This is a genomic window from Clostridium cibarium (genome assembly GCF_014836335.1).
GTDB classification, from domain to species: domain Bacteria; phylum Bacillota; class Clostridia; order Clostridiales; family Clostridiaceae; genus Clostridium; species Clostridium cibarium.
Genome location: NZ_JACSRA010000029.1, coordinates 28753 through 51572, shown reverse-complemented (window position 1 = coordinate 51572; position 22820 = coordinate 28753). Strand labels below are relative to the sequence as shown.

The 22820-nt window shown below is 29.2% G+C and carries 24 protein-coding genes; 15 read left to right on the top strand and 9 right to left on the bottom strand.

Annotated features, from left to right (window positions below):
* Nucleotides 1–8: 8 nt before the first annotated feature.
* The 3 genes from H9661_RS15945 to H9661_RS15935 form a co-directional block, all read right to left on the bottom strand.
* Nucleotides 9–689 (bottom strand): hypothetical protein, encoded by a 681-nt coding sequence (locus H9661_RS15945; protein ID WP_191769741.1) that lies wholly within the window; start codon nucleotides 687–689, stop codon nucleotides 9–11.
* Nucleotides 682–1014, bottom strand: coding sequence for a PadR family transcriptional regulator (locus H9661_RS15940; RefSeq protein WP_191769739.1), 333 nt, complete (start codon nucleotides 1012–1014; stop codon nucleotides 682–684). Before H9661_RS15940 ends, H9661_RS15945 begins: the two co-directional genes overlap by 8 nt.
* Before the next feature lie 207 nt (nucleotides 1015–1221).
* Nucleotides 1222–1647 carry a hypothetical protein gene (locus tag H9661_RS15935; protein ID WP_143315440.1) on the bottom strand — a complete coding sequence of 142 codons (426 nt, stop codon included), beginning with the start codon at nucleotides 1645–1647 and terminating at the stop codon, nucleotides 1222–1224.
* A 448-nt stretch (nucleotides 1648–2095) separates the two neighbouring features.
* Between H9661_RS15935 and H9661_RS15930 the strand changes: the two genes are divergently transcribed.
* From H9661_RS15930 to H9661_RS19915, 3 genes are all read left to right on the top strand, one after another.
* Nucleotides 2096–3427 carry a right-handed parallel beta-helix repeat-containing protein gene (locus H9661_RS15930; RefSeq protein WP_191769737.1) on the top strand — a complete coding sequence of 444 codons (1332 nt, stop codon included), beginning with the start codon at nucleotides 2096–2098 and terminating at the stop codon, nucleotides 3425–3427.
* A 232-nt stretch (nucleotides 3428–3659) separates the two neighbouring features.
* Nucleotides 3660–3992, top strand: a complete 333-nt coding sequence (locus H9661_RS15925) for a hypothetical protein (protein ID WP_191769735.1) — start codon at nucleotides 3660–3662, stop codon at nucleotides 3990–3992.
* Nucleotides 3993–4152: 160 nt separating this feature from the next.
* A complete protein-coding gene (locus tag H9661_RS19915) occupies nucleotides 4153–4281 on the top strand; it encodes a hypothetical protein (protein WP_279232036.1) in 129 nt (42 codons plus the stop codon).
* A 71-nt stretch (nucleotides 4282–4352) separates the two neighbouring features.
* On the opposite strand, the gene H9661_RS15920 is transcribed toward H9661_RS19915, so the two are convergent.
* Nucleotides 4353–4529, bottom strand: coding sequence for a winged helix-turn-helix transcriptional regulator (locus H9661_RS15920; protein ID WP_191769733.1), 177 nt, complete (start codon nucleotides 4527–4529; stop codon nucleotides 4353–4355).
* A 228-nt stretch (nucleotides 4530–4757) separates the two neighbouring features.
* On the opposite strand from H9661_RS15920, the gene H9661_RS15915 reads away from it, so the two are divergent.
* Nucleotides 4758–5669: a PhzF family isomerase gene (locus tag H9661_RS15915; protein ID WP_191769731.1), complete on the top strand. Its 912-nt coding sequence runs from the start codon at nucleotides 4758–4760 to the stop codon at nucleotides 5667–5669.
* A gap of 174 nt (nucleotides 5670–5843) precedes the next feature.
* On the opposite strand, the gene H9661_RS15910 is transcribed toward H9661_RS15915, so the two are convergent.
* Nucleotides 5844–6608, bottom strand: coding sequence for a DeoR/GlpR family DNA-binding transcription regulator (locus H9661_RS15910; protein ID WP_191769729.1), 765 nt, complete (start codon nucleotides 6606–6608; stop codon nucleotides 5844–5846).
* Nucleotides 6609–6766: 158 nt separating this feature from the next.
* Between H9661_RS15910 and H9661_RS15905 the strand changes: the two genes are divergently transcribed.
* Nucleotides 6767–7552 carry an HAD family hydrolase gene (locus H9661_RS15905; RefSeq protein WP_191769727.1) on the top strand — a complete coding sequence of 262 codons (786 nt, stop codon included), beginning with the start codon at nucleotides 6767–6769 and terminating at the stop codon, nucleotides 7550–7552.
* Nucleotides 7553–7701: 149 nt separating this feature from the next.
* On the top strand, nucleotides 7702–8895 hold the full coding sequence (locus H9661_RS15900) for an SGNH/GDSL hydrolase family protein (RefSeq protein WP_191769725.1): 1194 nt from the start codon (nucleotides 7702–7704) through the stop codon (nucleotides 8893–8895).
* Nucleotides 8896–9062: 167 nt separating this feature from the next.
* On the opposite strand, the gene H9661_RS15895 is transcribed toward H9661_RS15900, so the two are convergent.
* Complete coding sequence (locus H9661_RS15895) at nucleotides 9063–9656, bottom strand: TetR/AcrR family transcriptional regulator (protein WP_143315411.1); 594 nt, start codon at nucleotides 9654–9656, stop codon at nucleotides 9063–9065.
* 199 nt (nucleotides 9657–9855) lie between these two features.
* Here H9661_RS15895 and H9661_RS15890 point away from each other — a divergent pair, with 199 nt between their 5' ends.
* The 3 genes from H9661_RS15890 to H9661_RS15880 all read left to right on the top strand — a co-directional run bounded on the left by H9661_RS15890 (nucleotide 9856) and on the right by H9661_RS15880 (nucleotide 13855).
* Nucleotides 9856–11853 carry an oxidoreductase gene (locus H9661_RS15890; protein ID WP_143315410.1) on the top strand — a complete coding sequence of 666 codons (1998 nt, stop codon included), beginning with the start codon at nucleotides 9856–9858 and terminating at the stop codon, nucleotides 11851–11853.
* A 160-nt stretch (nucleotides 11854–12013) separates the two neighbouring features.
* Entirely contained in the window at nucleotides 12014–12724 is a 711-nt protein-coding gene (locus H9661_RS15885) for an alpha/beta hydrolase (protein ID WP_143315409.1), read from the top strand.
* A gap of 141 nt (nucleotides 12725–12865) precedes the next feature.
* A complete protein-coding gene (locus tag H9661_RS15880; RefSeq protein WP_143315408.1) occupies nucleotides 12866–13855 on the top strand; it encodes a LacI family DNA-binding transcriptional regulator in 990 nt (329 codons plus the stop codon).
* Between the two features lie 172 nt (nucleotides 13856–14027).
* Here H9661_RS15880 and H9661_RS15875 read toward each other — a convergent pair whose 3' ends face one another.
* Nucleotides 14028–14492 carry a pyridoxamine 5'-phosphate oxidase family protein gene (locus tag H9661_RS15875; RefSeq protein ID WP_191769723.1) on the bottom strand — a complete coding sequence of 155 codons (465 nt, stop codon included), beginning with the start codon at nucleotides 14490–14492 and terminating at the stop codon, nucleotides 14028–14030.
* A 276-nt stretch (nucleotides 14493–14768) separates the two neighbouring features.
* Here H9661_RS15875 and H9661_RS15870 point away from each other — a divergent pair, with 276 nt between their 5' ends.
* From H9661_RS15870 to H9661_RS15850, 5 genes are all read left to right on the top strand, one after another.
* Entirely contained in the window at nucleotides 14769–15938 is a 1170-nt protein-coding gene (locus tag H9661_RS15870) for a galactokinase (RefSeq protein ID WP_207729700.1), read from the top strand.
* Nucleotides 15938–16927 carry a UDP-glucose 4-epimerase GalE gene (galE, locus tag H9661_RS15865; protein ID WP_143315406.1) on the top strand — a complete coding sequence of 330 codons (990 nt, stop codon included), beginning with the start codon at nucleotides 15938–15940 and terminating at the stop codon, nucleotides 16925–16927. The genes H9661_RS15870 and galE overlap by 1 nt, the downstream gene beginning before the upstream one ends.
* Before the next feature lie 12 nt (nucleotides 16928–16939).
* Complete coding sequence (gene galT / locus H9661_RS15860) at nucleotides 16940–18445, top strand: UDP-glucose--hexose-1-phosphate uridylyltransferase (protein ID WP_191769721.1); 1506 nt, start codon at nucleotides 16940–16942, stop codon at nucleotides 18443–18445.
* Entirely contained in the window at nucleotides 18445–19500 is a 1056-nt protein-coding gene (locus H9661_RS15855) for a galactose-1-epimerase (protein WP_191769719.1), read from the top strand. Before galT ends, H9661_RS15855 begins: the two co-directional genes overlap by 1 nt.
* Before the next feature lie 143 nt (nucleotides 19501–19643).
* Entirely contained in the window at nucleotides 19644–20270 is a 627-nt protein-coding gene (locus H9661_RS15850; protein ID WP_143315730.1) for an HAD family hydrolase, read from the top strand.
* A gap of 216 nt (nucleotides 20271–20486) precedes the next feature.
* Here the strand turns inward: H9661_RS15850 and H9661_RS15845 are convergent, their stop codons facing one another.
* Both H9661_RS15845 and H9661_RS15840 read right to left on the bottom strand, forming a co-directional pair.
* Nucleotides 20487–21803 carry an acyl-CoA thioester hydrolase/BAAT C-terminal domain-containing protein gene (locus tag H9661_RS15845; RefSeq protein WP_191769716.1) on the bottom strand — a complete coding sequence of 439 codons (1317 nt, stop codon included), beginning with the start codon at nucleotides 21801–21803 and terminating at the stop codon, nucleotides 20487–20489.
* A complete protein-coding gene (locus H9661_RS15840; RefSeq protein WP_191769714.1) occupies nucleotides 21787–22275 on the bottom strand; it encodes a MarR family winged helix-turn-helix transcriptional regulator in 489 nt (162 codons plus the stop codon). Before H9661_RS15840 ends, H9661_RS15845 begins: the two co-directional genes overlap by 17 nt.
* 197 nt (nucleotides 22276–22472) lie before the next feature.
* On the opposite strand from H9661_RS15840, the gene H9661_RS19910 reads away from it, so the two are divergent.
* Complete coding sequence (locus tag H9661_RS19910; protein WP_279232035.1) at nucleotides 22473–22598, top strand: hypothetical protein; 126 nt, start codon at nucleotides 22473–22475, stop codon at nucleotides 22596–22598.
* Nucleotides 22599–22820: the final 222 nt, after the last annotated feature.

Sequence of the window (22820 nt, the reverse complement as noted above, 5' to 3'; positions counted from 1 at the left end):
TGAATTTATTATTGCTTTTCTAGAAGATGGTTACTTATGAAATAAATTAGTATTAAAATAGGAAGTAAAATATATATTGGAATTGAAAAAAGTACTACCTTTTTTAATAATAATCCGACTAATACTAAAGCACCTATAAATAACACCATAATAAACCACATTACAAAAAATTCAATAATAGATTGCTTTTTTGTATATTCTTTAAAACTTTTGTGCTTTGCCCATGTGATTGCAGCTAGCGTTAGAGGGATAACTAGAATTAATTCTAGAACTATAATAGGAGTAATAAGCATATTTAAGCTAAAACTAGATAAACCGTTTTTTAATATAGCTTGGATATTTTGTGAAAGGTATGATATTGACAAAAGTATTGTTAGTCCTAAAGCAGCATAGCATATATATTGAACCATAAGGCTAAGTTTATTATAAGTAGATTTGTAAGTATCTACAATTTCTTTGCAATAACCTTTTATATCACTTGTACCTAAATAACTTTCTATAGAAATATTTTGATGTTCAGCAGAGATAAAATTATCTAGTGTTTGTTGAAGAAATTCCTCTGCATCTCTTGTTTTAATGTTAGAGCACCTAATATAAATTATTATTCCATCAAATATTTTTCTGTTACTTTCAGATAAATTTTCTTTTGATTTATTTAAACCATTAATTAATTCTTTCATACTACTCATTTTTATTATCCTCCCATATATTCCTTACAGTGGTTACTATATCATTCCAAGAAGTATCAAATTCTTCAAGCTCGCTTTTACCCTTTTCTGTTAGTGAAAAATATTTTCGCTTGGGACCAAAAGGGGAGTCTCTTAATTCTGATTTTATGAGTCCATTCTTTTCAAGTCTTATTAGTAAAGGATGAAGAGTTCCTTCGGATATATTTTCAAATCCATAATCTTTCATTATACTGTAAAGCTCATAACCGTAAGTTTCTCTATTCTTAATAACCTTGAGGATGCAACCCTCTAGTACACCCTTTAGTAATTGTGAAGTATTTGCCATATTTCCACCTACCTTATAATACAACCTAGTGATTTTATTATAGCCCTACTAGGTTGCATTGTAAAGTAGTGAGAAAAAATAATTTAGCAGAATAATTATTTAACGTAAAATATTTAAGAAGCTTAGTTTATATAAGAAAATAATAAACTAAGCTTTAATCTTATTTATGATATACTATAAAATAAATATCGTCTTGATATAAATATTTTATTTCAAAGAATTTTCTAGTTTTGTTTGTACATTTGAAAGAGCAACTTCCCATCCAGTTTTATCAGGATTGTATTTTCCACCAAGTGTCTGATCATAAATAGTTTCTTCTCCTATTATAGGAATGTCTACTTTTATAATAACATGTAAGGAAATATAATGATTTTCAATGTTATTGTTGAATTCGCTAATTATAACGGTTACCTTTGGATTAGCATTAACTACAACTGTAATATTGTCAGAAACAGAAATTGGGCCTCCTTGAACATGACCGTCTTTTATGCCTGAAAACTTGGAATCGTAATTAAGTCCGTAGGTGGTTGTACTTCCAGTATAAAGAAGAGTGAGTGTTGTAGTTACCGTTTCTTTTAAGAACAATGTACCATAAGTATGTTTTTCAGTCTTAGAATCAATAACTTGTGACATAATGAATTCTCCTTTTACATATTAATAATACTCATGAAAATTTTAAGCATTTTCATGCATAATTAATTATATTTAATCAGTCAGTAATAAATTCATTAATGTTAATATAGATTATTATGCAGAGAACTTATTAGATGCAGTTAAGTGGATCATATAAATAATACGTATACTAGTTTGTAAAAACTCAGTATGCTTTCATTTTTTATATTGAGTGTATACAAGAAGTGAGAAGAAAAATCTTAAAACATTAAAAAGATGTCGCAAAAAGAGAAACCTAATGACAATTAATTACTTTAAGAATAAAAAATACAATTTAAAGAAAAGGATATTTACAAAAAAATACTAATATATTAAAATTTTATTGAAAACGTAAACATATGTGTGCATTTAAAGATGTATACAAAATTATTAATTTAAAATACTTAATAATTAAAGAGGAGATGTTTCTATGTCAAAAAAATTAAAGATGATACTATCAAAGGTTACTGTTTCAGCTATGGTTGTAGCTATGACTTTGTCTGTTTCTTATTTCTCAGGGGATAATAATGTAAGTGCTTACACAGCTAATACTATTCAAGCAACAAAAGTAGGGGCAGTAAAAACTGCAAATGTTATTACAGTTAAGTCTTTTGATGAATTGAAAGCAGCTGTTGCATCTGCAACTGCTGGTCAAACAATTGAAATTGCAACAAATACTCTTAATTGTACAAGCCAACTTGTACTAGATAAAGTGAATTCAGGCATTACAATTAAGGCAGCAGATGGATATTCTCCAGTTTTAGATTTTACTTCATTTAGAGAAGCAGCTAAAAAAGCAAGTCCTAAGAAAACTGGGGATGGATATGCAGGTGTTAGAATAAGTGGAGGTAATTATACAATTCAAGGTATTACAGTAGAAAATGCATATGATAATGGTATGCTTATAAAACCAAATTATAATAGTACAATACCAGCTGCTAAGCAAGTAACAGGAAAACCTGATGATAATAAAATAATTAACTGTGCATTTAACTATAATGGTGATGCAGGACTTCAAATCTCAGGTAGTAATGGACTTGAAGAGGCAGGGATTCATGTACGTCCAAGCAATAATATAGTAACAGGTTGCGTAGCTTATAGAAACTTTGACCCATTAACAAAGGGTGGAAATGCTGATGGATTTGCAGCGAAACTTTTCCTTGGAACAGGTAATGTATTCTCGCACTGTGTATCAGCTGAAAACTCAGATGATGCTTGGGATAGTTTTGCTATAGAAGATAGTGATGTAACATATGAATATTGTGTAGCATATCACAATGGAGATCCAACTATTTTTACTGGAGCATATGATAAAGCAAATGGACTTCAAACAGATAAGGATTTAACTGTTGGTAAGTGTAGTGGAAATGGAAATGGATTTAAGATGGGTTCAGGATCATCAAAATATGGAGCTCAAACAAGTGGTTTAAGAAAGATGAAAAACTGTCTAGCTTTTGATAATAAGTCAAAAGGTTTTGATGAAAATAATGGAACTGGTACAATTGATTTAGTTAATGGTATGGCATTTGGAAATAAAGGTGGAGACTATGTTCTTGATCTAATGAAAGCTGGAACATTTACAAATGTACAAGCATTTTCAGTAAAGAGTTTAAAAGCACCAAAGGGTGGAAATATAGCAATGGTAGATGCAGCAAAACAAAAAGCTATAAGAGCAGAAGTTGATGCAGCCATAGCTAAGATGAGAAATGAAATTACAGCTAAAAAAGTTCCAACAGCTATGAATTTCAGTTTTTGGAATTAATGACTATAAACTATAAGTTATATATTAAAGGTTTGATATCCATATTTAAGTGGAATCAAACCTTTTTTTATTAAGTATAGGAATTGCATGTTTGCAACAAAAATTAACAAATATTCCAGAAAGTTCTTGCGCAATATGTAAAATATTGGTTATAATTATCTTATAGGGGAAATATATCTAATGGAAATTATAAGCTAGATTTGATGAGAGATATGGGAAGGGAGTGAGAATTTTGAATAAGTTTAGAGTAGAAAGATTATATGAGGAAAGAGGGTTAAAGGATTATAAGTTAAGAACACTTGAAGATTTGTTTTATATTCATGATATAAAGCTTAATCAAGTTGATGGATATAATAGATTAACTAAGGATGAAAAAAGGTTTTTTAGTAGATTTGTTATAAATTATTTTAATAGTTATGAATTAGCAAGAAGGAATATATTTATCATTAAAGTTGGCAAAGCTAACAATTATTTAAGAGTCGAGTCTATTTATAATGGGGAATGGAGAATAGAAAATTATGAGTTTGGATTTGAAAATAAAAGTGATTTAATAGGTTGTATTTAGTATATAGTAATTGTTTTTTAATATATTACTTAAGGCTACAAAGAAGTTAAAGATTGCTTTATGAAAGTTTTTTATAAAAAGTTTCATTATTTTTTGGATATTTTGGGGAAAATGAATATAACTTTTATGAATAATAAATTTATAAAAGAGGTGTAGGAAATTGATAAATGATGATATTGTTTGTACACTTTTAGATGAACAAATAATAAGGAACTGTAAAGGATGTCCTCTTAAAGAGGTGTGTGAGAGCATCGAAAGGACTTTTAAACAAGAGAAAAAAGCTAGATAAGATAGAAGTGGCAGTAAATCCGTTATTCTAGGATTTACTGCCACTTTTATTACTGTAAGCAGTTTGGGATATTACTTGTTTACAGAGTAAAAACACCTTTTTGGAGATATTATCTTTTCATCAGCTTTAAGCTGTTTAATAGCTTTATCTACATTTTTTTTATCAACTCCGAGAGCTTCAGCAATTTCTACTGATTTCATAGCGTCTTCTTTAGCAAGTAATTCAAGTATTTTTTCTTGTAAGTCCATCTAAATCACATCCTTTCTATAATTATTCTACCATTATGACAAATTTTTATTTTAACTACAAGAGTTTTTGTAATTTTTATTAAAAAATAATTATTTTCTATTAATACAAACTAGTGTGCCGTCATGTTAAATTTATAAAACTATTTTTTGAATATTATTTTATGTTATTCATAATACCTAATATGGTATAGTTAGAATATAATATATGGCGTGTTACGGAGGGGAGTTATGGCAAGAAAAATTAATTTATATCAAATAGATTCATTTACAAAGGAAAAATTCACTGGTAATCCAGCAGGTGTAATAACTAATGCAGATGGATTAACGGATTACGAAATGCAAAAAATAGCTAGGGAGCTTAATAATTCAGAGACAGCTTTTATTTTCTCTTCAGATAGTGATGAGTATGATTTACATGTGCGCTTTTTTACTCCATCAAATGAAGTGCCTATTTGCGGACATGCTACAATTGCTGCTCATTATGCTAGGGTCATTGAAAATAGTCTTAACACTTCAAGAGTTTATCATAAGACAGGTGCTGGAATTTTGCCTGTAGACATCGTAAAGGAAAATGAAGATTATAAAATTATTATGACTCAAGGAAAAATTGAATTTGGAGATATTATTGACGGTGCAAATAAGGAAGAGCTTTTAGCAGCATTAAGTATAGAAAATAGTGATTTACTAGAAGATTATGAAGTACAGATTGTCTCAACTGGTCATTCTAAAGTTATGGTAGGTATAAAAAGTATTGAAACCTTAAATAAATTGCAGCCCAATTATAATGCCCTTTCAAAGCTAAGCAAAATTATTAATTGTAATGGATATTATGTCTTCACAGTAGATTCAGAAGATGAGGATATTTTAATACATGGGAGAATGTTTGCACCGGCAATAGGTATTAATGAAGATCCTGTTACAGGTAATGCAAATGGGCCTTTAGGTGCATATCTTGTTCATTATAATCTTGTAGAGCATGATAATTCTACATTTAAATTTAAGGCTAAACAAGGGGAAGCTATAGGTAGAGCAGGTATCATTGAAGTTGAGGTAAAGATAGAAGATAAAGAACCTGTGGAAGTGAAAGTGTCTGGTAATGCTGTAATAGTATTTAAATCCCAGTTAACACTAGAGGATTGATTTGATTAATATATAATTAAATTATAAAGTAAGAGAACACCTTCCTAGGTGTTCTCTTACTTTATACCAAAAACTTCCATTTTGCCTATTTAGATTTTAAAGAATCTATAAGAGTTTCAATTGTAAAATTAATTCTAATAGAATTATGTATCTTAAAAAAGCTTTAGTATAGCTTTAAATTAAATTTACATCATATTGATTAAGTAAAGTAGTTATAGTATTATTAGGCGCAGTTTCTGTAATTATACTATGAAAATCTGATATATTTGAAAAGTTGAAAATTCCATCTATATTAAATCTTTCATTTGGTGCCATTAGAAATAATTCTTTAGAAATTTTCATTATAGCCTTTTTAGTTCCAGCATCTTCAGATTCACAAGTAGTAACACTGCCATCTTGAAGATCTATTCCAGTACAGCCTATAAATGCTTTATTACATCGATAAAGCATTATCTGTTCATTAGAGTGAGAGCCTACATTTCCACCTACAATATAATTATAATCTCCACCTATAAAAATAATATGTGTAGTTGAATCTGATTTGATTATTGATGATATTTCAACCATGTTTGTAATTAATGTGATATTCTTATTATTTTGTAAAATTAGTTTGGCAATAATATATGAAATACTTGATGCATCTAAAAAAACTGTATCGTCATCTTTTATTAGATTATAGGATTTTTGAGCGATGATTTTTTTCAAATCCATATCTTTTTCAACTCGCTTGGAGAAACTTTCGCTATTTACTAAAGTACGTTTTATATTAATAGCGCCACCATAAGTACGTTGTAGTAAGTTGTTTTTCTCTAAAACTTGAAGGTCTTTTCTGATCATACTTTCACTTACTTGAAATTGTGAGCTTAGATCTTTTACTAATACTTTTCCGTCCTTTTCTAATAAGTCTAATATATGTTTGTATCTTTCTTCAATAAACATAGTTTCCTCCAATTCATTCTCATTTAGTTTTATTTTAGCAATAATTAAATTAAAAATCAATAAAATCAATTGAACTATAAGAAAAAATGGCTTATAATGGTAGTAAATAATAATAAATAGTAATGAATGATAATAGGAGCAGGGGGTAAGGTGAAATTATGAAAAAGGCAATATTTTTTGATATTGATGGAACTTTAATGGATTGCTTAAATGGAATTACAGATATTACTGATAAAGTGAAAAAAGCTATACGCAAATTGCAACAAAAAGGAAATTATGTTTTTATAGCAACAGGGAGACCATATGCATTTTTAAATGACGCTTTATATGATTTTGGATTTGATGGTTTTGTACTTACCAATGGAGCATATGTAAAAATTAAAGATAGGTGTATATATAAAGAACCTATTGATAAAGAGCTTATAAAAGAGTTAGTAATTAACTTTGAAAGAAATAATATTGAATATATATTGCAAGGGGAAATATACTCATATATTAAAGATGAATATAAAAAATTACATTCCATATATGATTCTTATAGCATACCTAAAAAATATCTACAAGATGATTACAATCTTGAAGAGGTGGATATATATAAAATTGAAATGGTATGCAATGATAAAAGTGGAATAGAATATTGTTCATCTTTAATAGAAGGTAAGCTTGATTATATTCATAATGAAGATGGAGGCTTATTTGAGTTATACTCAAAAACAAATTCAAAAGCATCAGGAATTTTAAGGGCGTTAGAGTACTTAGGTATTCCTATAGAAAATAGTTATGCTTTTGGTGATGGAAAAAATGACATAGAAATGTTATCAACAGTGGGATGCGGAATAGCCATGGGAAATGCCGATGATTATGTTAAAAGTTATGCAAAAAAAATTACAGATACAGTACAAAATGATGGAGTAGCACTAGAAATAGAAAAGTTTATATTATAATTTGTATGTAATATGAGATGGTATATTTCTTTAAACAAGATTCTCTTTTATTTATGAGAAATAGTGAATAGTTTACGACATTTTGCATGTTCAAAGATTAAAAATATATATAATGTAGATGTAAATAATAAAGACGAGGGGGAACTAACATGAAAAAAAAGATTACTTTTTTACTAGCCATGTCTATGGCATTAATTAGTTTTACACCAATGGCAAAAGCATCTACAACTAATGGTATAAATGAGTTGAAACAAAATAAAGAATACTCTAGTACTGTGTATAATTTTAGTCAATCAACCTTTAATAATTTGCCAGAGATTAATTCTCAAAATCTAAACGATAAGAAGTCAAAATCACGGGCTCTTTTTGTTGGTCGTTTTGATACAAGAGATTCTGCTGGGCCAAAGTTTGCATGGAGTGACACTACTATAAAAGCTAATTTCAGTGGAACTGGGATAAGTGTAAATTTAAAATCATCAGGAGATAACTGGTTTAATGTAATAGTTGATGGAGTAAATCAGAAACCTATTAATGTTACACCTACAACAACATCACCTATCGTGTTAGCATCTGGTTTGAGCAAAAAGAAGCATACTATAGAATTAGTTAAAAGGACAGAAGCTAATGTAGGAGAGGCTCAATTTTTAGGATTCAAGGTTTCAAATGGAAAGTTATCTTCTCCTCCAGCAGCTTCTTCAAGACGTATAATGTTTATTGGTGATTCAATTACTTGTGGTTATGGAAATGAGGGAACAAGCCAGTATCAAACATTTACAACTAAAAATGAAAATGCATCTTTAGCTTATGGAGCTTTGACAGCTAAGCTTTTAGGAGCAGATCCAATGACTATTTGTTGGTCAGGAAAAGGAGTAATTCGTAATTATGGGGGAGATACTACAGATGTAATGCCAGATTTAGTAGATCAAGTATTACCATATGACAAAACTTTAAAATGGGATTCTAAAAATTGGGTTCCACAAGTTGTAGTTATAAATCTTTGTACTAATGACTACAGCATAGGAGTTCCAGATAAAGTTGCATTTACAAACGCATATACAAGACTTGTAAATAAAGTGCGTACAGATTATCCAAAGGCTGATATTTACTGTGCAGTAGGACCTATGCTTGGTGGGGATAATCTTAATAGTGCAAGGGACTATATAAGTCAAATAGCTACTTCAAAAGAAGCTTCTGGAGATAATAAAGTTCATTTTATTGAATTCCCAGCACAAGATTTTGCAAATGGTTTAGGGGAAGATTGGCATCCTAGTGTGAAAACACATGAACTTATGGCAAATCAACTTGCTTCTCAAATTCAAAAGGATTTAGGATGGAAAAACTAAGTTTATCTAAAAGCTCAGATAGAGATATAATAAAGTAAATAGTAAAAATCGCATTTTCAAAGATGAATTTGCGATTTTTATTATTTAGTATAAATATATATAGTGTCTACTATAAAAGCATGAGAAATGAAATGAATAATTTGTAATAATGCGAGTATAGTTCTAAATTAATTATTAGCTTTAAATATAGTAATAAGTAATGAAATATATTTATGCATAGCTTCAACTATGTTATAAGTGCCATCGTGGAGGCACCAGTCATAAATAAGGCCTCTAGCTGAAATAAAAAGATAATCACATATTTCTTCAGGTGTCATATTTGATGATATTTCATTCTTGCTTTGTCCTTCAAGTATAATTTCTTTGAGCAAGACTTGCATGAGTCTTCCTTTTTGAGGAAATATTTTATTGCTAGAATTATATAATTGTTTCATTATATCAATACCAACTATATCGTTATATTTTCCATAGTAATCAAAGAATTCAATTATTTTATCTAAATTATTAGTACTTGTAAGATTATTTTTTACTTCATTTTCGAAGTAATTATCAGCTCGTTTATATACTTCTATAAGTATATCATTCTTTGAGTTAAAATAATTATAAAAAGAACCTACAGATACACCGGCTTTCTTGCATATATCTTCAATTTTTAATTTTTCATATCCTTGCTTTTCAAGTAATTCAATTGAAATCTTATAAAGTTTATTTTTAGTCTTTTGTGCTTGTAACTGACGACTGGTTAGTCCTTGATTTTTCATATATTTCTCCTCTAAAAAATATTCTAAAGTTAATTATATTTCATAAAGTTTTTTTGTCAAATAAAACAATATCTTGATATTATTTAAACAAAACAGATTGACAAAAATATATCAAAGAAATTATAATGAAATTGTTCAGTGAATTGATTCAGTGAATTTACTTATGAAAAAATGTTAATTATGGATGGAGGGTTCTAAAATGAAAGCAAAATATCAAAATCTTTATGAGCCAATAAAAATTGGTAAGTTAGAAATTAAGAACAGATTTGTAATGGCGCCTATGGGACCAGGCGGGTTATGTGATGCAGATGGAACTTACAATGAGCGCGGAGTAGAGTATTATGTTGAGAGAGCAAAGGGTGGTACTGGACTTATTATGACTGGTGTTACTATGGTCGAAAACGATATCGAGAAGTGTGCTCTACCATCAATGCCATGTCCTACATTAAATCCTCTTAATTTTGTTAAGACAGGAAAATTAATGACTGAAAGAGTTCATGCTCATGGTGCTAAAATATTTCTTCAATTATCAGCTGGATTTGGAAGAGTTAGTATACCTTCAATAGTAGGAAGAACAGCTGTAGCTCCATCACCTATTCCACATAGATGGATTGAAGGTGTTACTTGTAGAGAACTGACTGTTGAAGAGATAAAAACATATGTTAGAAAATTTGCTGAATCAGCTGCTATTGCAAAAAAGGCAGGATTTGATGGAGTAGAAATTCATGCAGTTCATGAAGGATATCTTTTAGATCAATTTGCAATTTCATTCTTTAACAATAGAACAGATGAATATGGTGGAAGTTTAAAAAATAGATTAAGATTTGCTATAGAAATAGTACAAGCTATTAAGGAAAGTTGTGGACAAGATTTCCCAGTTTCTTTACGTTATAGCATTAAAAGTTTTATAAAAGATTGGAAGCAAGGAGCTCTACCAGGAGAAGAATTTGAAGAAAAGGGTAGAGATATAGAAGAAGGTATAGAAGCAGCAAAAATTCTTGAAGAAGCAGGATATGATGCTTTTAATGGAGATGTAGGCTCATATGATTCATGGTATTGGAGTCATCCGCCAATGTATCAAGAAAAAGGATTATATATACCTTATAATGAAATCTTAAAGAATGTTCTTAAGGTTCCAGTTATAACTGCAGGAAGAATGGAAGATCCAGAACTAGCTAGCAGTGCTATAGCAGATGGAAAGACTGATATGATAGCTCTTGGAAGACCATTACTTGCAGATGCAGAAATTCCTAATAAAATATTAGCTGATGAATATGATAAAGTAAGACCATGTCTTTCTTGTCAAGAAGGATGTATGGGAAGACTTGCATCATATGCAACAATATCTTGTGCTGTTAATCCAGCTTGTGGAAGAGAGAATGAATATGGATTAAAACCTGCTGAAGTAAAAAAATCAGTTGTAATAGTAGGTGGGGGAGTAGCAGGTCTTGAATCAGCAAGAGTTTGTGCAATTAGAGGTCATAAAGTAACATTGTTTGAAAAAACAGATAGACTTGGTGGAAACATAATACCAGGTGGAGTACCTGATTTTAAAGATGATGATAGAGCTCTAGCTAAATGGTATACTAATGAATTAAAAGACTTAAATGTAGAAGTTCATTATAATACAACAGTTACAAAAGAGATGTTAAAAGAATTAAAAGCTGATGAAATTATATTAGCTACAGGTTCTACTCCAAGAACTCTTAACATAGATAATTCTAAAAAAGTATTTACTGCAGAAGATGTACTTTTAGGAAAAGAAGAAGCTGGAGAATCAACAGTTATTATAGGAGCAGGGCTTGTTGGATGTGAAACAGCTTTATGGTTAGCTGATAAAGGTAAAAAAGTTACCCTTGTAGAATTACAAGATGGAATATTAAAAGTTGGTGGACCATTATGTCACGCTAACGAGGATATGCTTAAAGATTTAGTTAACTTTAAGGATATTGATCTTAGATTAAACACTTCTGTAATTGGAGCAACAGATAATGGATTTATCTTAAAATCAGGAGATAAAGAAGAAGTTATAGAAGCTGATTCTGCTATAGTTTGTATAGGCTATGTTTCAGAAAAAAGTTTATATAATGACATCAAATTTGAAATGCCAAAAGTTCATTTAATTGGAGATGCAAGTCAAGTACAAAATATTATGTATGCAATATGGAATGCATACGAAGTTGCAAGAAACATATAATTTTAAATAAATAAGTATTAAATGAGCCATTTTCTTTGTGAAAATGGCTCATTTTATTTATATAGAATTAAGTGTTTTTGTTTTATGGTTTATCTGGGATTATTGTAATTAATAAACATGAACAATATAATGTTAATATAGAAATAAAGAGGAGTTTATGATGAAAAAACAGGATATAAAAATAAAAAATATTCCTGCTATCTTGTGGGGAGAGAATTCAGATAAGTTATTTATAGCGGTGCATGGTAATATGTCAAATAAGGCAGATGATGTTATTGTTATATTTGCAGAAGAGGCAGTAGAAAAAGGCTATCAGGTGCTTAGTTTTGATTTGCCTGAGCATGGTGACCGCAAGGATGAACCTTATCTTTGTAAAGTTCAAAACTGTGTTGAAGATCTTAATGTTATTATGAATTATGCAAAATCATTATCAAATAATATAAGTATATTTGCTTGTAGCATGGGAGCATATTTTAGTTTGTTAGCATATAATAATGAACCAATAAAGCAGTCTTTATTCCTTTCGCCTGTAGTAGATATGAAACGTATAATAAATAATATGATGACATGGTTTAATGTAAATGAAGAGCAATTAAAGGCTAAAAAGGAGATTTCAACACCTATTGGAGAAACATTATATTGGGATTATTACTGCTATGTAAAGGAACATCCTATAACTAATTGGAATAATGAAACGTCAATTCTATATGGATCAAAGGATAATTTGTGTGAATTAGATGTTGTATCAAAATTTGCAGAACAATTTAACTGTGGTTTAGAAGTATATGAACAGGGAGAGCATTATTTTCATACTGAAAAACAATTGATATTTTTTAAACAGTGGATCAAAAAGCGTATAATAAACAAATAAATATAATGGATATAAAAGTAAGGTGTATTAATGAATAAGGTTAGATCGTCAAATATTAATTGACTTTTTAGTAAAATAAAATTAAAATTTTACTAAAGATAAGAGAAATTAAGAGAAATATAGAATAATTGGAGGTTAAACATGGCAACGATCAAAGATATTGCTGAAAGAGCTGGGGTGTCAATTTCTACTGTTTCAAGAGTACTTAATTATGACCCAACTATATCAACAAGTAACGAAACTAAAAAGAAAATTTTTGAAATTGCATCAGAACTTTCTTATGATAAACATATTACTAAAAAGAAGAGCAACAATAGAGTTGCCATAGTTAAGTGGTACACAGAAGAAGAAGAGTTAAATGATTTGTATTATTTATCAATAAGACTTGGAATAGAAAAAAAGTGTAAAGAATTAAACTTTGGTGTTGCAATGTATACTCAAGATAATGTTTCTGAAATAAAGGATGAAAATATACAAAATATCATAGCTGTTGGAAAGTTTAGTAAAGATGAAATAGCTAGATTTGCTAGCGAGGATTCTAATGTTATTTTTGTTGATTATTCTCCAAATGAAAATATTTTTGACTCTGTTGTTACAAATTTTGAATTAGCAACAAAGAATGTAATTGATCATTATATTAAAAATGGGCATAAAAACATTGGATATATTGGTGGGACAGAGTTTTTTAAAGATAATAGTGATTATGTTGAAGATGTACGAGGAATAACCTTTAAAAACTATTTGAAAAAGCTTAAGCTATATAATGAAAAAAATATATACATAGGTAAATTTACTGTGGATGATGGATATAATCTAATGAAAAAAGCGATACTTGAATTAAAAGAAGAGTTGCCAACAGCTTTTTTTGTAGCAAATGATACTATGGCAATTGGGGCATTAAGAGCACTTACAGAACAGGCAGTAGAAGTGCCTAATAGAGTTAATATAATTGGTGCTAATGATATAAGTGTAGCTCAATATTTAAATCCGCCACTAAGTTCAGTAAAGGTATATACTGAAAATATGGGGGAAACTGCAGTAGAGCTATTAGTAGAGAGAATTAACGGAAGAACTATAGCTAAAAAGGTCAGCCTATCAACGGAGTTAGTTATTAGAAATAGTTCTTTTTAAAATAGACTTTAATATTGTATTGAATTTAAGGAAAGCCAATGGGCTTTCCTTAAATTTATAAGAAGAATGAATCATAAAATGGAGTATATTCTCAAAATATATATTCCTATATATGCTATACTTGATACTACTGCGAAAATGATAATATTACGTGAGTAAGCTTTAATTCTTACTAAAAAACTATATCAATAACACACTTTTCCCTTGAAGAGGCTTCATTATTAAAATCTATTGTATATTTATAATTATTGGCGAAGACGATAGCATCGCTTAAATCTATCTTTAAAATGCAGGTGTTAATGTCATTTTCGTTTACGTGTTTATCATAAAAGGCACAGAAAACTTTTCTCAAATCTTCACGAATGTCTTTATTATTTTCATCTAGAGGATTCCCGATATTTTTCCCTATTCCGTGGGCAACAAAAAGATTATGGTTAAGAGCTACATAAGGATTTGACACAATTTCTTTCATTTTATTACTTAAAGCATATGTTGTGATATAGAAGGACTTATCTTTATAATAAGCATTGACCGTCCTTATATTGGCCTCTCTATTATTAACAGTAGCAAGTGGCATTGCAACATCATGACCATATAGTTCTTTCATAATATTAAGACTTTCTTCGAAATAATTCATTATACTTTTATCCTTTCAAACTCAAATATATATTGTATGACTTTATTGAATTATACAACATATATATGAATAAATACAAATATTTAATATAAGTTACCGTTTGAGTTATTAAATAAAAAATTTTAATCATTATTATATTAGAGAGGTCAATAATGGCTTTTTTATTTTTAGAAACTTTAGTAAAAAAGCAATAAAGTTTTAGTAAAAAAATAATTGAAATTTTACTGAAATCGATTTATAATTGATATATAAATTATTTATTGGAGGGTGAAAGTTATGAACACTATAGACATGTTAAGAACGAAATTTGAAAGCGTTTTCGCAAAGAGCCCTGAAAGATTTTTCTTTGCGCCAGGTAGAATAAATCTTATTGGAGAACACACAGATTATAATGGAGGGCATGTATTTCCTTGTTCAATCACTTTAGGAACATATGCAGTAGCAAGTTTTAATAACAGCAACAAGTGCTCATTATATTCCATGAATTTTGATAGCCTAGGAGTTAGAGAAGTTAGTCTAGATGATTTAGATTACAAAAAAGAAGATAATTGGACAAACTATGTTAAAGGTATGATTCAAACTTTAGAAAAGAGTGGATATAAAATAGATAAAGGTATGGATATTTTATTTTATGGAGAAATACCAAATGGAGCTGGCCTTTCATCATCTGCTTCTATTGAACTTGTAACTGGAGTTTTACTAAAAAATATGTTTAATTTTGATGTTGATACTATAGACTTAATAAAAACAGGAAAAGCTGTGGAAAACAATTATATAGGTGTTAATAGTGGAATAATGGATCAATTTGCGATAGGAATGGGTAAAAAAGATTGTGCAATTTTACTTGATTGCAATACATTAGAATATTCATATGCACCAGTAAAGTTAGATGATTACAACATTATAATAATGAACACAAATAAGAGACGTGAACTTGCAGATTCAAAATATAATGAAAGAAGAGCAGAATGTGAAGAAGCTTTAGCGATTTTACAAAAGGAGCTTAAGATTAATGCTTTAGGAGAATTAGATGCTGAAACTTTTGAAAAATATAAATATCTAATAAAGGATGAAGTTATATTAAAGAGAGCTAAACATGCTGTTTATGAAAATATAAGAACAGTAAAAGCAACAGAAGAACTTAATAAAGGTAACTTAAAAGCATTTGGAGAACTTATTAATCAATCTCATATTTCATTAAAGAATGATTATGAAGTAACAGGAAAAGAACTAGATACTTTAGCTGAAACAGCGTGGAAGCAAGAAGGGATCCTTGGTGCAAGAATGACTGGAGCTGGTTTTGGTGGTTGCGCTATAGCTATAGTTAAAAAGGATTCTACAGATAAGTTTATAGAAAACGTATCAAATACTTACTTAAATGAAATAGGATATAAGGCAGATTTTTATATTGCAAATATTGGTGATGGCGCTAAGGAGGTAATTTAATGAGTGTTTTAGTTCTTGGGGGAGCTGGATATATAGGTTCCCATGCAACAAGCAAACTTATTGAAAATGGCTATGATGTTATAGTTATAGATAATCTTCAAACTGGACATAAAGATGCAATTGCAGAAGGTGCAAAGTTTTATGAAGGAGATATAAGAGATATTGAATTCTTAAGAGGAGTATTTTCAAAAGAAAAGATTGAAGGAGTAATGCATTTTGCAGCAAATTCCCTTGTTGGTGAATCAATGACTAATCCTATTAAATATTTTGATAATAATGTATATGGTACAGAAGTTTTGTTATCAGCTATGAATGAATTTAACGTTAAGTATATTGTATTTTCATCTACTGCAGCTACTTATGGAGAGCCAAAACAGATTCCAATAACTGAAGATGCAGAAACTTCTCCAACTAATGCTTATGGTGAATCTAAGTTAATGATGGAAAAGATGATGAAATGGTGTGATACAGCTTATGGAATAAAATATGTAGCTTTAAGATATTTCAATGTAGCAGGTGCTAAAGAAAGTGCAAAAATAGGAGAAGATCATACTCCAGAAACTCATTTAATTCCTTTAGTTTTGCAAGTACCTCTAGGAAAGAGAGAAGCTATTACTATTTATGGAGAGGATTATGACACTGAAGATGGAACATGTGTAAGAGATTATATTCATGTAGAAGATCTTGTAGATGCACATATTTTAGCTCTTAAATATCTAGTGAAAAATAATACAAGTAATGTATTTAACCTTGGAAGTAGTACTGGATTCTCAGTAAAAGAAATAATAGAAGTAGCTAGAAAAGTAACTGGACATCAAATACCAACAGTATTAGGTGAAAGAAGAGCAGGGGATCCAAGTAAATTAATTGCAGCATCTAAAAAAGCTAGAGAAATTTTAGGATGGGCTCCAAGTAAAACATCAGTTGAAAAGATAATTCAAGATGCTTGGAATTGGCATAAGAATAACCCAAATGGCTTTAACGATTAAGGAGGGATTACTATGGAACTACAAGATAAAATTCAATTGTTAGTTGCAAAAGCTATAAAAAGTGATTTAATTGAAAAACAAGATGAGATATATTGTACAAATCAAGTTATGGATTTATTTAATTTAAAAGATATAGAAAAGAAAACAATTGATTTAAGTGAAGAAACTATACCTGATATTTTAGATGAGTTAGTTGATTTTGCAGCAGAAAATAATATAATTGAAGACTTATCAGATGAAAAAGATATATTAGCATCTAAAATTATGAATTGCTTTATGAGTAAGCCTTCGGAAGTTATAAGAAATTTTTATAAAAAGTATGATGAAAGCCCAGTTAAAGCAACAAATTATTTTTATGAATTAAGTAAAAATAATAATTATATTCAAACCAAGAGAATAGCAAAAAATATTAGCTATAAAGTTGGAACAGAATATGGAGATTTAGATATAACAATAAACCTTTCTAAGCCTGAAAAAAATCCAAAGGATATAGCAAAAGCAAAAGAAGTTAAAAGTACAAACTATCCAAAATGTTTGCTATGTGTTGAAAACGAAGGATATGTTGGAAGAATAAATCACCCTGCACGTTCAAACCATAGAATAATTCCTTTAGATTTGTTAGGTGAAGATTGGTACTTACAGTATTCTCCTTATTCTTATTACAATGAGCACTGCATAGTTCTATGTAAAGATCATAGAGATATGAAGATTAATAGAGATGCATTTGAAAGGTTACTTAGATTTATAGAAAAATTTCCACACTATTTTGTAGGTTCAAATGCAGATCTTCCTATAGTAGGAGGCTCCATATTAACCCATGATCACTACCAAGGTGGAGCTTATGAGTTCCCCATGGCAAAATCAGAAGATGATTTTTCATTTAAAGTAAATGGTTATGAGGATATAAGATTTTCAGTTGTAAAATGGCCTTTATCAGTAATGAGATTAAGAGGTGAAAATATAGGATCATTAGTAGAAGCATCAGATTATATTTTAAATAAGTGGAGAGGATACTCTGATGAAGAGAGTGGAGTGTTTGCATTTACAGAGGATATTCCTCATAATACAATAACTCCTATTGCAAGAAAAAGAGGAGATTTTTATGAGGTAGATTTAGTACTGCGTAACAATAGAACAAGTGAAGAACATCCACTAGGAATTTTCCATCCACATGAAGATGTACAACATATTAAAAAGGAAAACATCGGATTAATAGAAGTAATGGGACTTGCAGTTTTACCAGCTAGACTTAAAACTGAATTACAGGAAGTTAAGAAATATCTTCTAGGGGAAGAAAATTCAATAGCTGAATATCACATTAAGTGGGCTGATGAATTAAAAGAAAAATATAAAAATGAAATAACATTAGAAACTGTTCAAATTATTTTAGATAAAGAAGTAGGATATAAGTTCTTAAGAGTTCTTGAAGATGCTGGGGTATATAAAAGAAATGAAGAAGGAAAAGAAGGTCTTAAGAGATTTATTAATTACTTAAATACTGAAAAAGAGGTGTTATAGTGGGGATTAAAAGAGAGTTTTATGGAAAGACACCAGAAGGACAAGACGTTGATATTTTTACTTTAAGTAATAAAGAGATGACAGTTAAAATATCAAACTTTGGAGGTGTAGTAATTTCTATAATAACACCTGATAGAAATGGGAAACTTGATGATATTGTATTAGGCTACGACAAACTGGAGGGTTATCTTAAAAATGAGCCTTATCTAGGAGCAATCGTAGGAAGACATGCAAATAGAATAGAAGGGGCAGCTTTTGAAATTAATGGTGAGATTTATAACCTAAGTAAAAATGAAGGAAACAATCATCAACATGGAGGATTTAAGGGATTTCACAAAGCTTTATGGGATGCAAATATAGTACAAAATGAAGATGATGAATACCTTGAACTTTCTTATCTAAGTAAAGATGGGGAAGAAGGCTTTCCAGGAAACTTAAATGTTAAAGTTATATATAGGTTAACTAATGAAAATTCACTAGAGATAGATTATTTTGCAGTATCAGATAAAGATACAGTAGTGAATTTAACAAGCCATTCATATTTCAATTTGTCAGGTCATGCATCAGGAAGTATTCTAAAACATAAGATTATGATTAATGCAGATAAATTTACTGCAATAAATAATGAATGTGTTCCAATAGGTGAAATAAGAAGTGTGGAGGAAACTCCTTTAGATCTTAGAGAAGAGAAAGCTATTGAAGATGGAATATTTAGTGATTATGAACAAATAAAACTTGGAAACGGATATGATCATAATTGGGTTCTTAATGTAAGTGGGAAGACACCAGAAAAAGCAGCAGAACTTTTCGATGAAGCTAGTGGAAGAGCTATGGAAGTTTACACAACAAAACCAGGAATTCAATTATATACTGGAAACTTCCTTGATGAACATGAGAATTGCACAGATAATGCCATATACAGAAAGCACTCAGCATTAGCTTTAGAAACTCAATATTTTCCTAATGCCTTAAAGCATAAACATTTTCCATCACCTATATTAAAGGCTGGAGAGAAATATAAGCATACAACAGTTTATAAGTTTTTAACTAGGTAGGTTATATATTAACATGGGTTAGTACTTTTTAGTATTGACCCATTTTCTTTTAGACAATCCGAAATATAAGAGGTAAAATTGTAATTGTTATTTATTGTTAAAGTTGATCAGAGAAAGGAAGTGTTTGTGCTATGAAAATAAAAATGAATATTGATAGTATTATTTTTGATTTAGATGGAACTCTTTGGAATGCCATAGAAGGAGTTTGTGGTGCATGGAAAACAATATTAGCAAATTACCCCAATGTAACAAAGGTAGTAACACCTAAAGATATGGAAGGATGCATGGGGCTTCAAATAAATGAAATAGGCAAAAAGTTGTTTCCAAATTTAGAGGAAGAATTTCAAATGAAGTTAATGAAAGAATGTTGTGAAACAGAACAAGTTTATTTAGGAGAACATGGTGGAATGTTGTATCCTAAGTTAGAGGAGACATTAAAAAAGTTATCAGAGAAATATAAGTTGTTTATAGTTAGCAATTGTCAAGACGGCTATATACAATGTTTCTTTAAAGCACATAAATTAAATAAATATTTTATTGATTTTGAATGTTCAGGAGTGACAGGACTATCTAAAGGAGAAAACAATAAAATTATAATAGAAAGAAATGGGTTAAAAAACCCAATTTATGTAGGGGATACTAATGGAGATGCAGAGTCAGCAAAAGTGGCGGAAATTCCATTTGTGTATGCAAGATATGGCTTTGGAAATGTTCAAGAATATGATTATGTTATTGATAATTTTGAAGAAATATTATATTTAGTAATGTAAGCTATAGATTAGTGAGAACAACATTGTTAAGAATAGCTACCATAATTTATTTATATGGCAATATTCTGAAGAATATTTATTCTAGTATGGTAATATTCTTCAGAATATGCTGGTAAAATGCTGCTTTGAGAGATAAAATCATTATTATTAGACAGGTGAGTGCTCTTTTTAATAACAGGTATTATTGAAAATAGGAATAACTTTTTATACCATGTCTTATTTTAAATTTAATTGTAACCATTTATCTAAAAAACTTATAGTTTCATTCCAGCAGTTAACATTTGCTTCTCCATAACTATCAATGTCATCTGGATATTTATTTGAAGGATATATAGATTGATAAGGAATTGTTAGCATGTGGCCTGATTTTTCATAAGAAATATGTTTATATTCATATTTAAAGTTAGATTTTTTTAGTAATTTTACAATTGTTTTGCAGTGAATTTTAGAAGGCCAAATTTTATCTTTTGAAGATGAAACCATTAAAATTGGTCCGTGTATTTTCTCTACTGGAATTGTAGCTTCGTTAATATTTCCTTTATCAATAAGTTTACTGTACATCCATGCTATTCCTTCTTTATCTCTTAACATCATTTTAATAAGTGTTTTAAGTAAAATAGAGAAAGTAAACTTTATATAAGGAATTTCATTTCCTTTATACATCCATGATGAATGTTTAGAAGGAAATTTATTAGTTTTTAAACCTTCATAAATATAACAGCTAGGTGTATTAGCAATAACACAACTTATGTCTTTAAACATAGATGCAGCAAGTAAAGCCATTTCACCGCCTTTGGATCTACCGTAAATTCCAATCTTATTTTTAATTACGGTATCTTGTTTTTTTAACCAATTTATTGCATTTTCAACACATTCAAGATTAATACAACTTAGACTAACATTGGTTCCTTCAAGAGCAAAGTAAGATAGAGCCAGCGCTGAATATCCATGCATTGCAAAAAGTTCAGCAATTGCTTGTGCCTTTTCGATTCTACCATCACTTCCGCTTAAAATAATTACTGCAGGCTTGGGTGTATTATCTTTTGTAGTAAAATATCTTGCTAAAAGGTTGTTTTCTATTATATCTACACTTCTAATATTTGAATCACAATAAATCCTTTTATGTTCTTTGGATGCAATGACTACACCATTATTCTCTACTTGAAAGGTAATAGTGTAACTTCTGTTTTCACCTATATCACTTAATTTTGTAGGTACATTAGCTTTTATGTTTTTTTTCACACTCATGGAATAGAAAAGCCCCATGTTATTTATATTTTCATATGTTCCTTCAATGGGCTGAGCATTTTCTAAATCTATATTTCCATTTTCATCTGCTACAAAGGTTGCATAAGATTCCCATATTGATTTATCTCCTACATCAAATATGGAAGCATTTATACAATAATAGTCATTACTTAGAGCACGAATAGTCACTTTTTCATTTTTAAGAAGTCCGCTTAGTTTTATATTTACAGGTTCATCTGTTCTTGATACTTCTGGAAGAATACTTATTTTACAATTGTTTTTCATTAGGTTTTCCTCCTATATTAACGATTTCTTCATAGCCAGTCCAATTACTCCCATCGTAATTGGCTATTTTCTTTAGTGATTCACATAAGGTTTTTAGTTCTTTTTCTTCAAAATTGGAAAAGATATTTTTAAGATACTTATCTCCGTTTTTATAATATTCTTTCATGATTTCTGAACATTCTGTTGTTATTTTGATATTTATGGCACGTTTATCTTTTTCGTTCTTTTCCAAAATAACATAGTTCTTTTTTTGCAAACTATCAATAATGTGTTTTACATTCTGTTTTGTACATCCCATCTTATCTGCTATGCGGCTGTATGATGCATTGTTTTCTGGTAAATGTAAAATCGTTAAAAGTACCATCCACTGTCGTACGGTTATTCTTTTGTCTAGCTTATCACCTTGTACTTGAATTTTATTTGACAAATAGAAAATCGTTGAAAAAATTTGCTGTATATAATATTTGTTCATTTTTGCATCTCCTTAGTTTAAAATAGTTAATATGTTGTCTATTTTCTTAAATATACTACTTTTTTCCTTAAAAGTAAAATAAACATTTTTATTGAGCTTGGTTGCTTAGTAAAGAAAAAATTAAATAATGATACAATAATTGAGTATATGAATATAAACTCAGTTAATTAGAAAAACTACTACATGAGGTGATAAAGATGGTAGAGAATAAATCAAAAAAAAGGAGCCTTGATGAACCAACTAATACTGGCACAGCTAATGAAAGAGGATTAGATGGAGATATGCATAAACCAACAAAAGGCATTCCAAGAGCTGAAAAATAATAGTACTTAAGTAAGTTGAAATCATTATAAAAAAATTAACTAGTAGAAAAATTAAGCGTTAAGCATAAGGTTTTCTACTAGTTTTAATTTTATATATGATCTTTTATTTAAAAAAGTGTACATACATCTTCATAGTAATATTGTATATAATTGTGCTTGTATAGTATAATTTCTCTAATATATTGAGTTAAGTTGAAAATAAATAAAAGAGGTGAGAGAAGT

What these genes read in the sequence shown, in the direction of transcription:
- H9661_RS15945 (WP_191769741.1), bottom strand. Translation starts at nt 689, where the DNA reads ATGAGTAGTATGAAAGAATTAATTAATGGTTTAAATAAATCAAAAGAA.
- H9661_RS15905 (WP_191769727.1), top strand. Translation starts at nt 6,767, where the DNA reads ATGAAAAAGGCAATATTTTTTGATATTGATGGAACTTTAATGGATTGC.
- H9661_RS15890 (WP_143315410.1), top strand. Translation starts at nt 9,856, where the DNA reads ATGAAAGCAAAATATCAAAATCTTTATGAGCCAATAAAAATTGGTAAG.
- H9661_RS15935 (WP_143315440.1), bottom strand. Translation starts at nt 1,647, where the DNA reads ATGTCACAAGTTATTGATTCTAAGACTGAAAAACATACTTATGGTACA.
- H9661_RS15850 (WP_143315730.1), top strand. Translation starts at nt 19,644, where the DNA reads ATGAATATTGATAGTATTATTTTTGATTTAGATGGAACTCTTTGGAAT.
- H9661_RS15930 (WP_191769737.1), top strand. Translation starts at nt 2,096, where the DNA reads ATGTCAAAAAAATTAAAGATGATACTATCAAAGGTTACTGTTTCAGCT.
- H9661_RS15880 (WP_143315408.1), top strand. Translation starts at nt 12,866, where the DNA reads ATGGCAACGATCAAAGATATTGCTGAAAGAGCTGGGGTGTCAATTTCT.
- H9661_RS15910 (WP_191769729.1), bottom strand. Translation starts at nt 6,608, where the DNA reads ATGTTTATTGAAGAAAGATACAAACATATATTAGACTTATTAGAAAAG.
- H9661_RS15870 (WP_207729700.1), top strand. Translation starts at nt 14,769, where the DNA reads ATGAACACTATAGACATGTTAAGAACGAAATTTGAAAGCGTTTTCGCA.
- H9661_RS15895 (WP_143315411.1), bottom strand. Translation starts at nt 9,656, where the DNA reads ATGAAAAATCAAGGACTAACCAGTCGTCAGTTACAAGCACAAAAGACT.
- H9661_RS15920 (WP_191769733.1), bottom strand. Translation starts at nt 4,529, where the DNA reads ATGGACTTACAAGAAAAAATACTTGAATTACTTGCTAAAGAAGACGCT.
- galT (WP_191769721.1), top strand. Translation starts at nt 16,940, where the DNA reads ATGGAACTACAAGATAAAATTCAATTGTTAGTTGCAAAAGCTATAAAA.
- H9661_RS15845 (WP_191769716.1), bottom strand. Translation starts at nt 21,803, where the DNA reads ATGAAAAACAATTGTAAAATAAGTATTCTTCCAGAAGTATCAAGAACA.
- H9661_RS15940 (WP_191769739.1), bottom strand. Translation starts at nt 1,014, where the DNA reads ATGGCAAATACTTCACAATTACTAAAGGGTGTACTAGAGGGTTGCATC.
- H9661_RS15915 (WP_191769731.1), top strand. Translation starts at nt 4,758, where the DNA reads ATGGCAAGAAAAATTAATTTATATCAAATAGATTCATTTACAAAGGAA.
- H9661_RS15875 (WP_191769723.1), bottom strand. Translation starts at nt 14,492, where the DNA reads ATGAATTATTTCGAAGAAAGTCTTAATATTATGAAAGAACTATATGGT.
- galE (WP_143315406.1), top strand. Translation starts at nt 15,938, where the DNA reads ATGAGTGTTTTAGTTCTTGGGGGAGCTGGATATATAGGTTCCCATGCA.
- H9661_RS15885 (WP_143315409.1), top strand. Translation starts at nt 12,014, where the DNA reads ATGAAAAAACAGGATATAAAAATAAAAAATATTCCTGCTATCTTGTGG.
- H9661_RS15900 (WP_191769725.1), top strand. Translation starts at nt 7,702, where the DNA reads ATGAAAAAAAAGATTACTTTTTTACTAGCCATGTCTATGGCATTAATT.
- H9661_RS15840 (WP_191769714.1), bottom strand. Translation starts at nt 22,275, where the DNA reads ATGAACAAATATTATATACAGCAAATTTTTTCAACGATTTTCTATTTG.
- H9661_RS19910 (WP_279232035.1), top strand. Translation starts at nt 22,473, where the DNA reads ATGGTAGAGAATAAATCAAAAAAAAGGAGCCTTGATGAACCAACTAAT.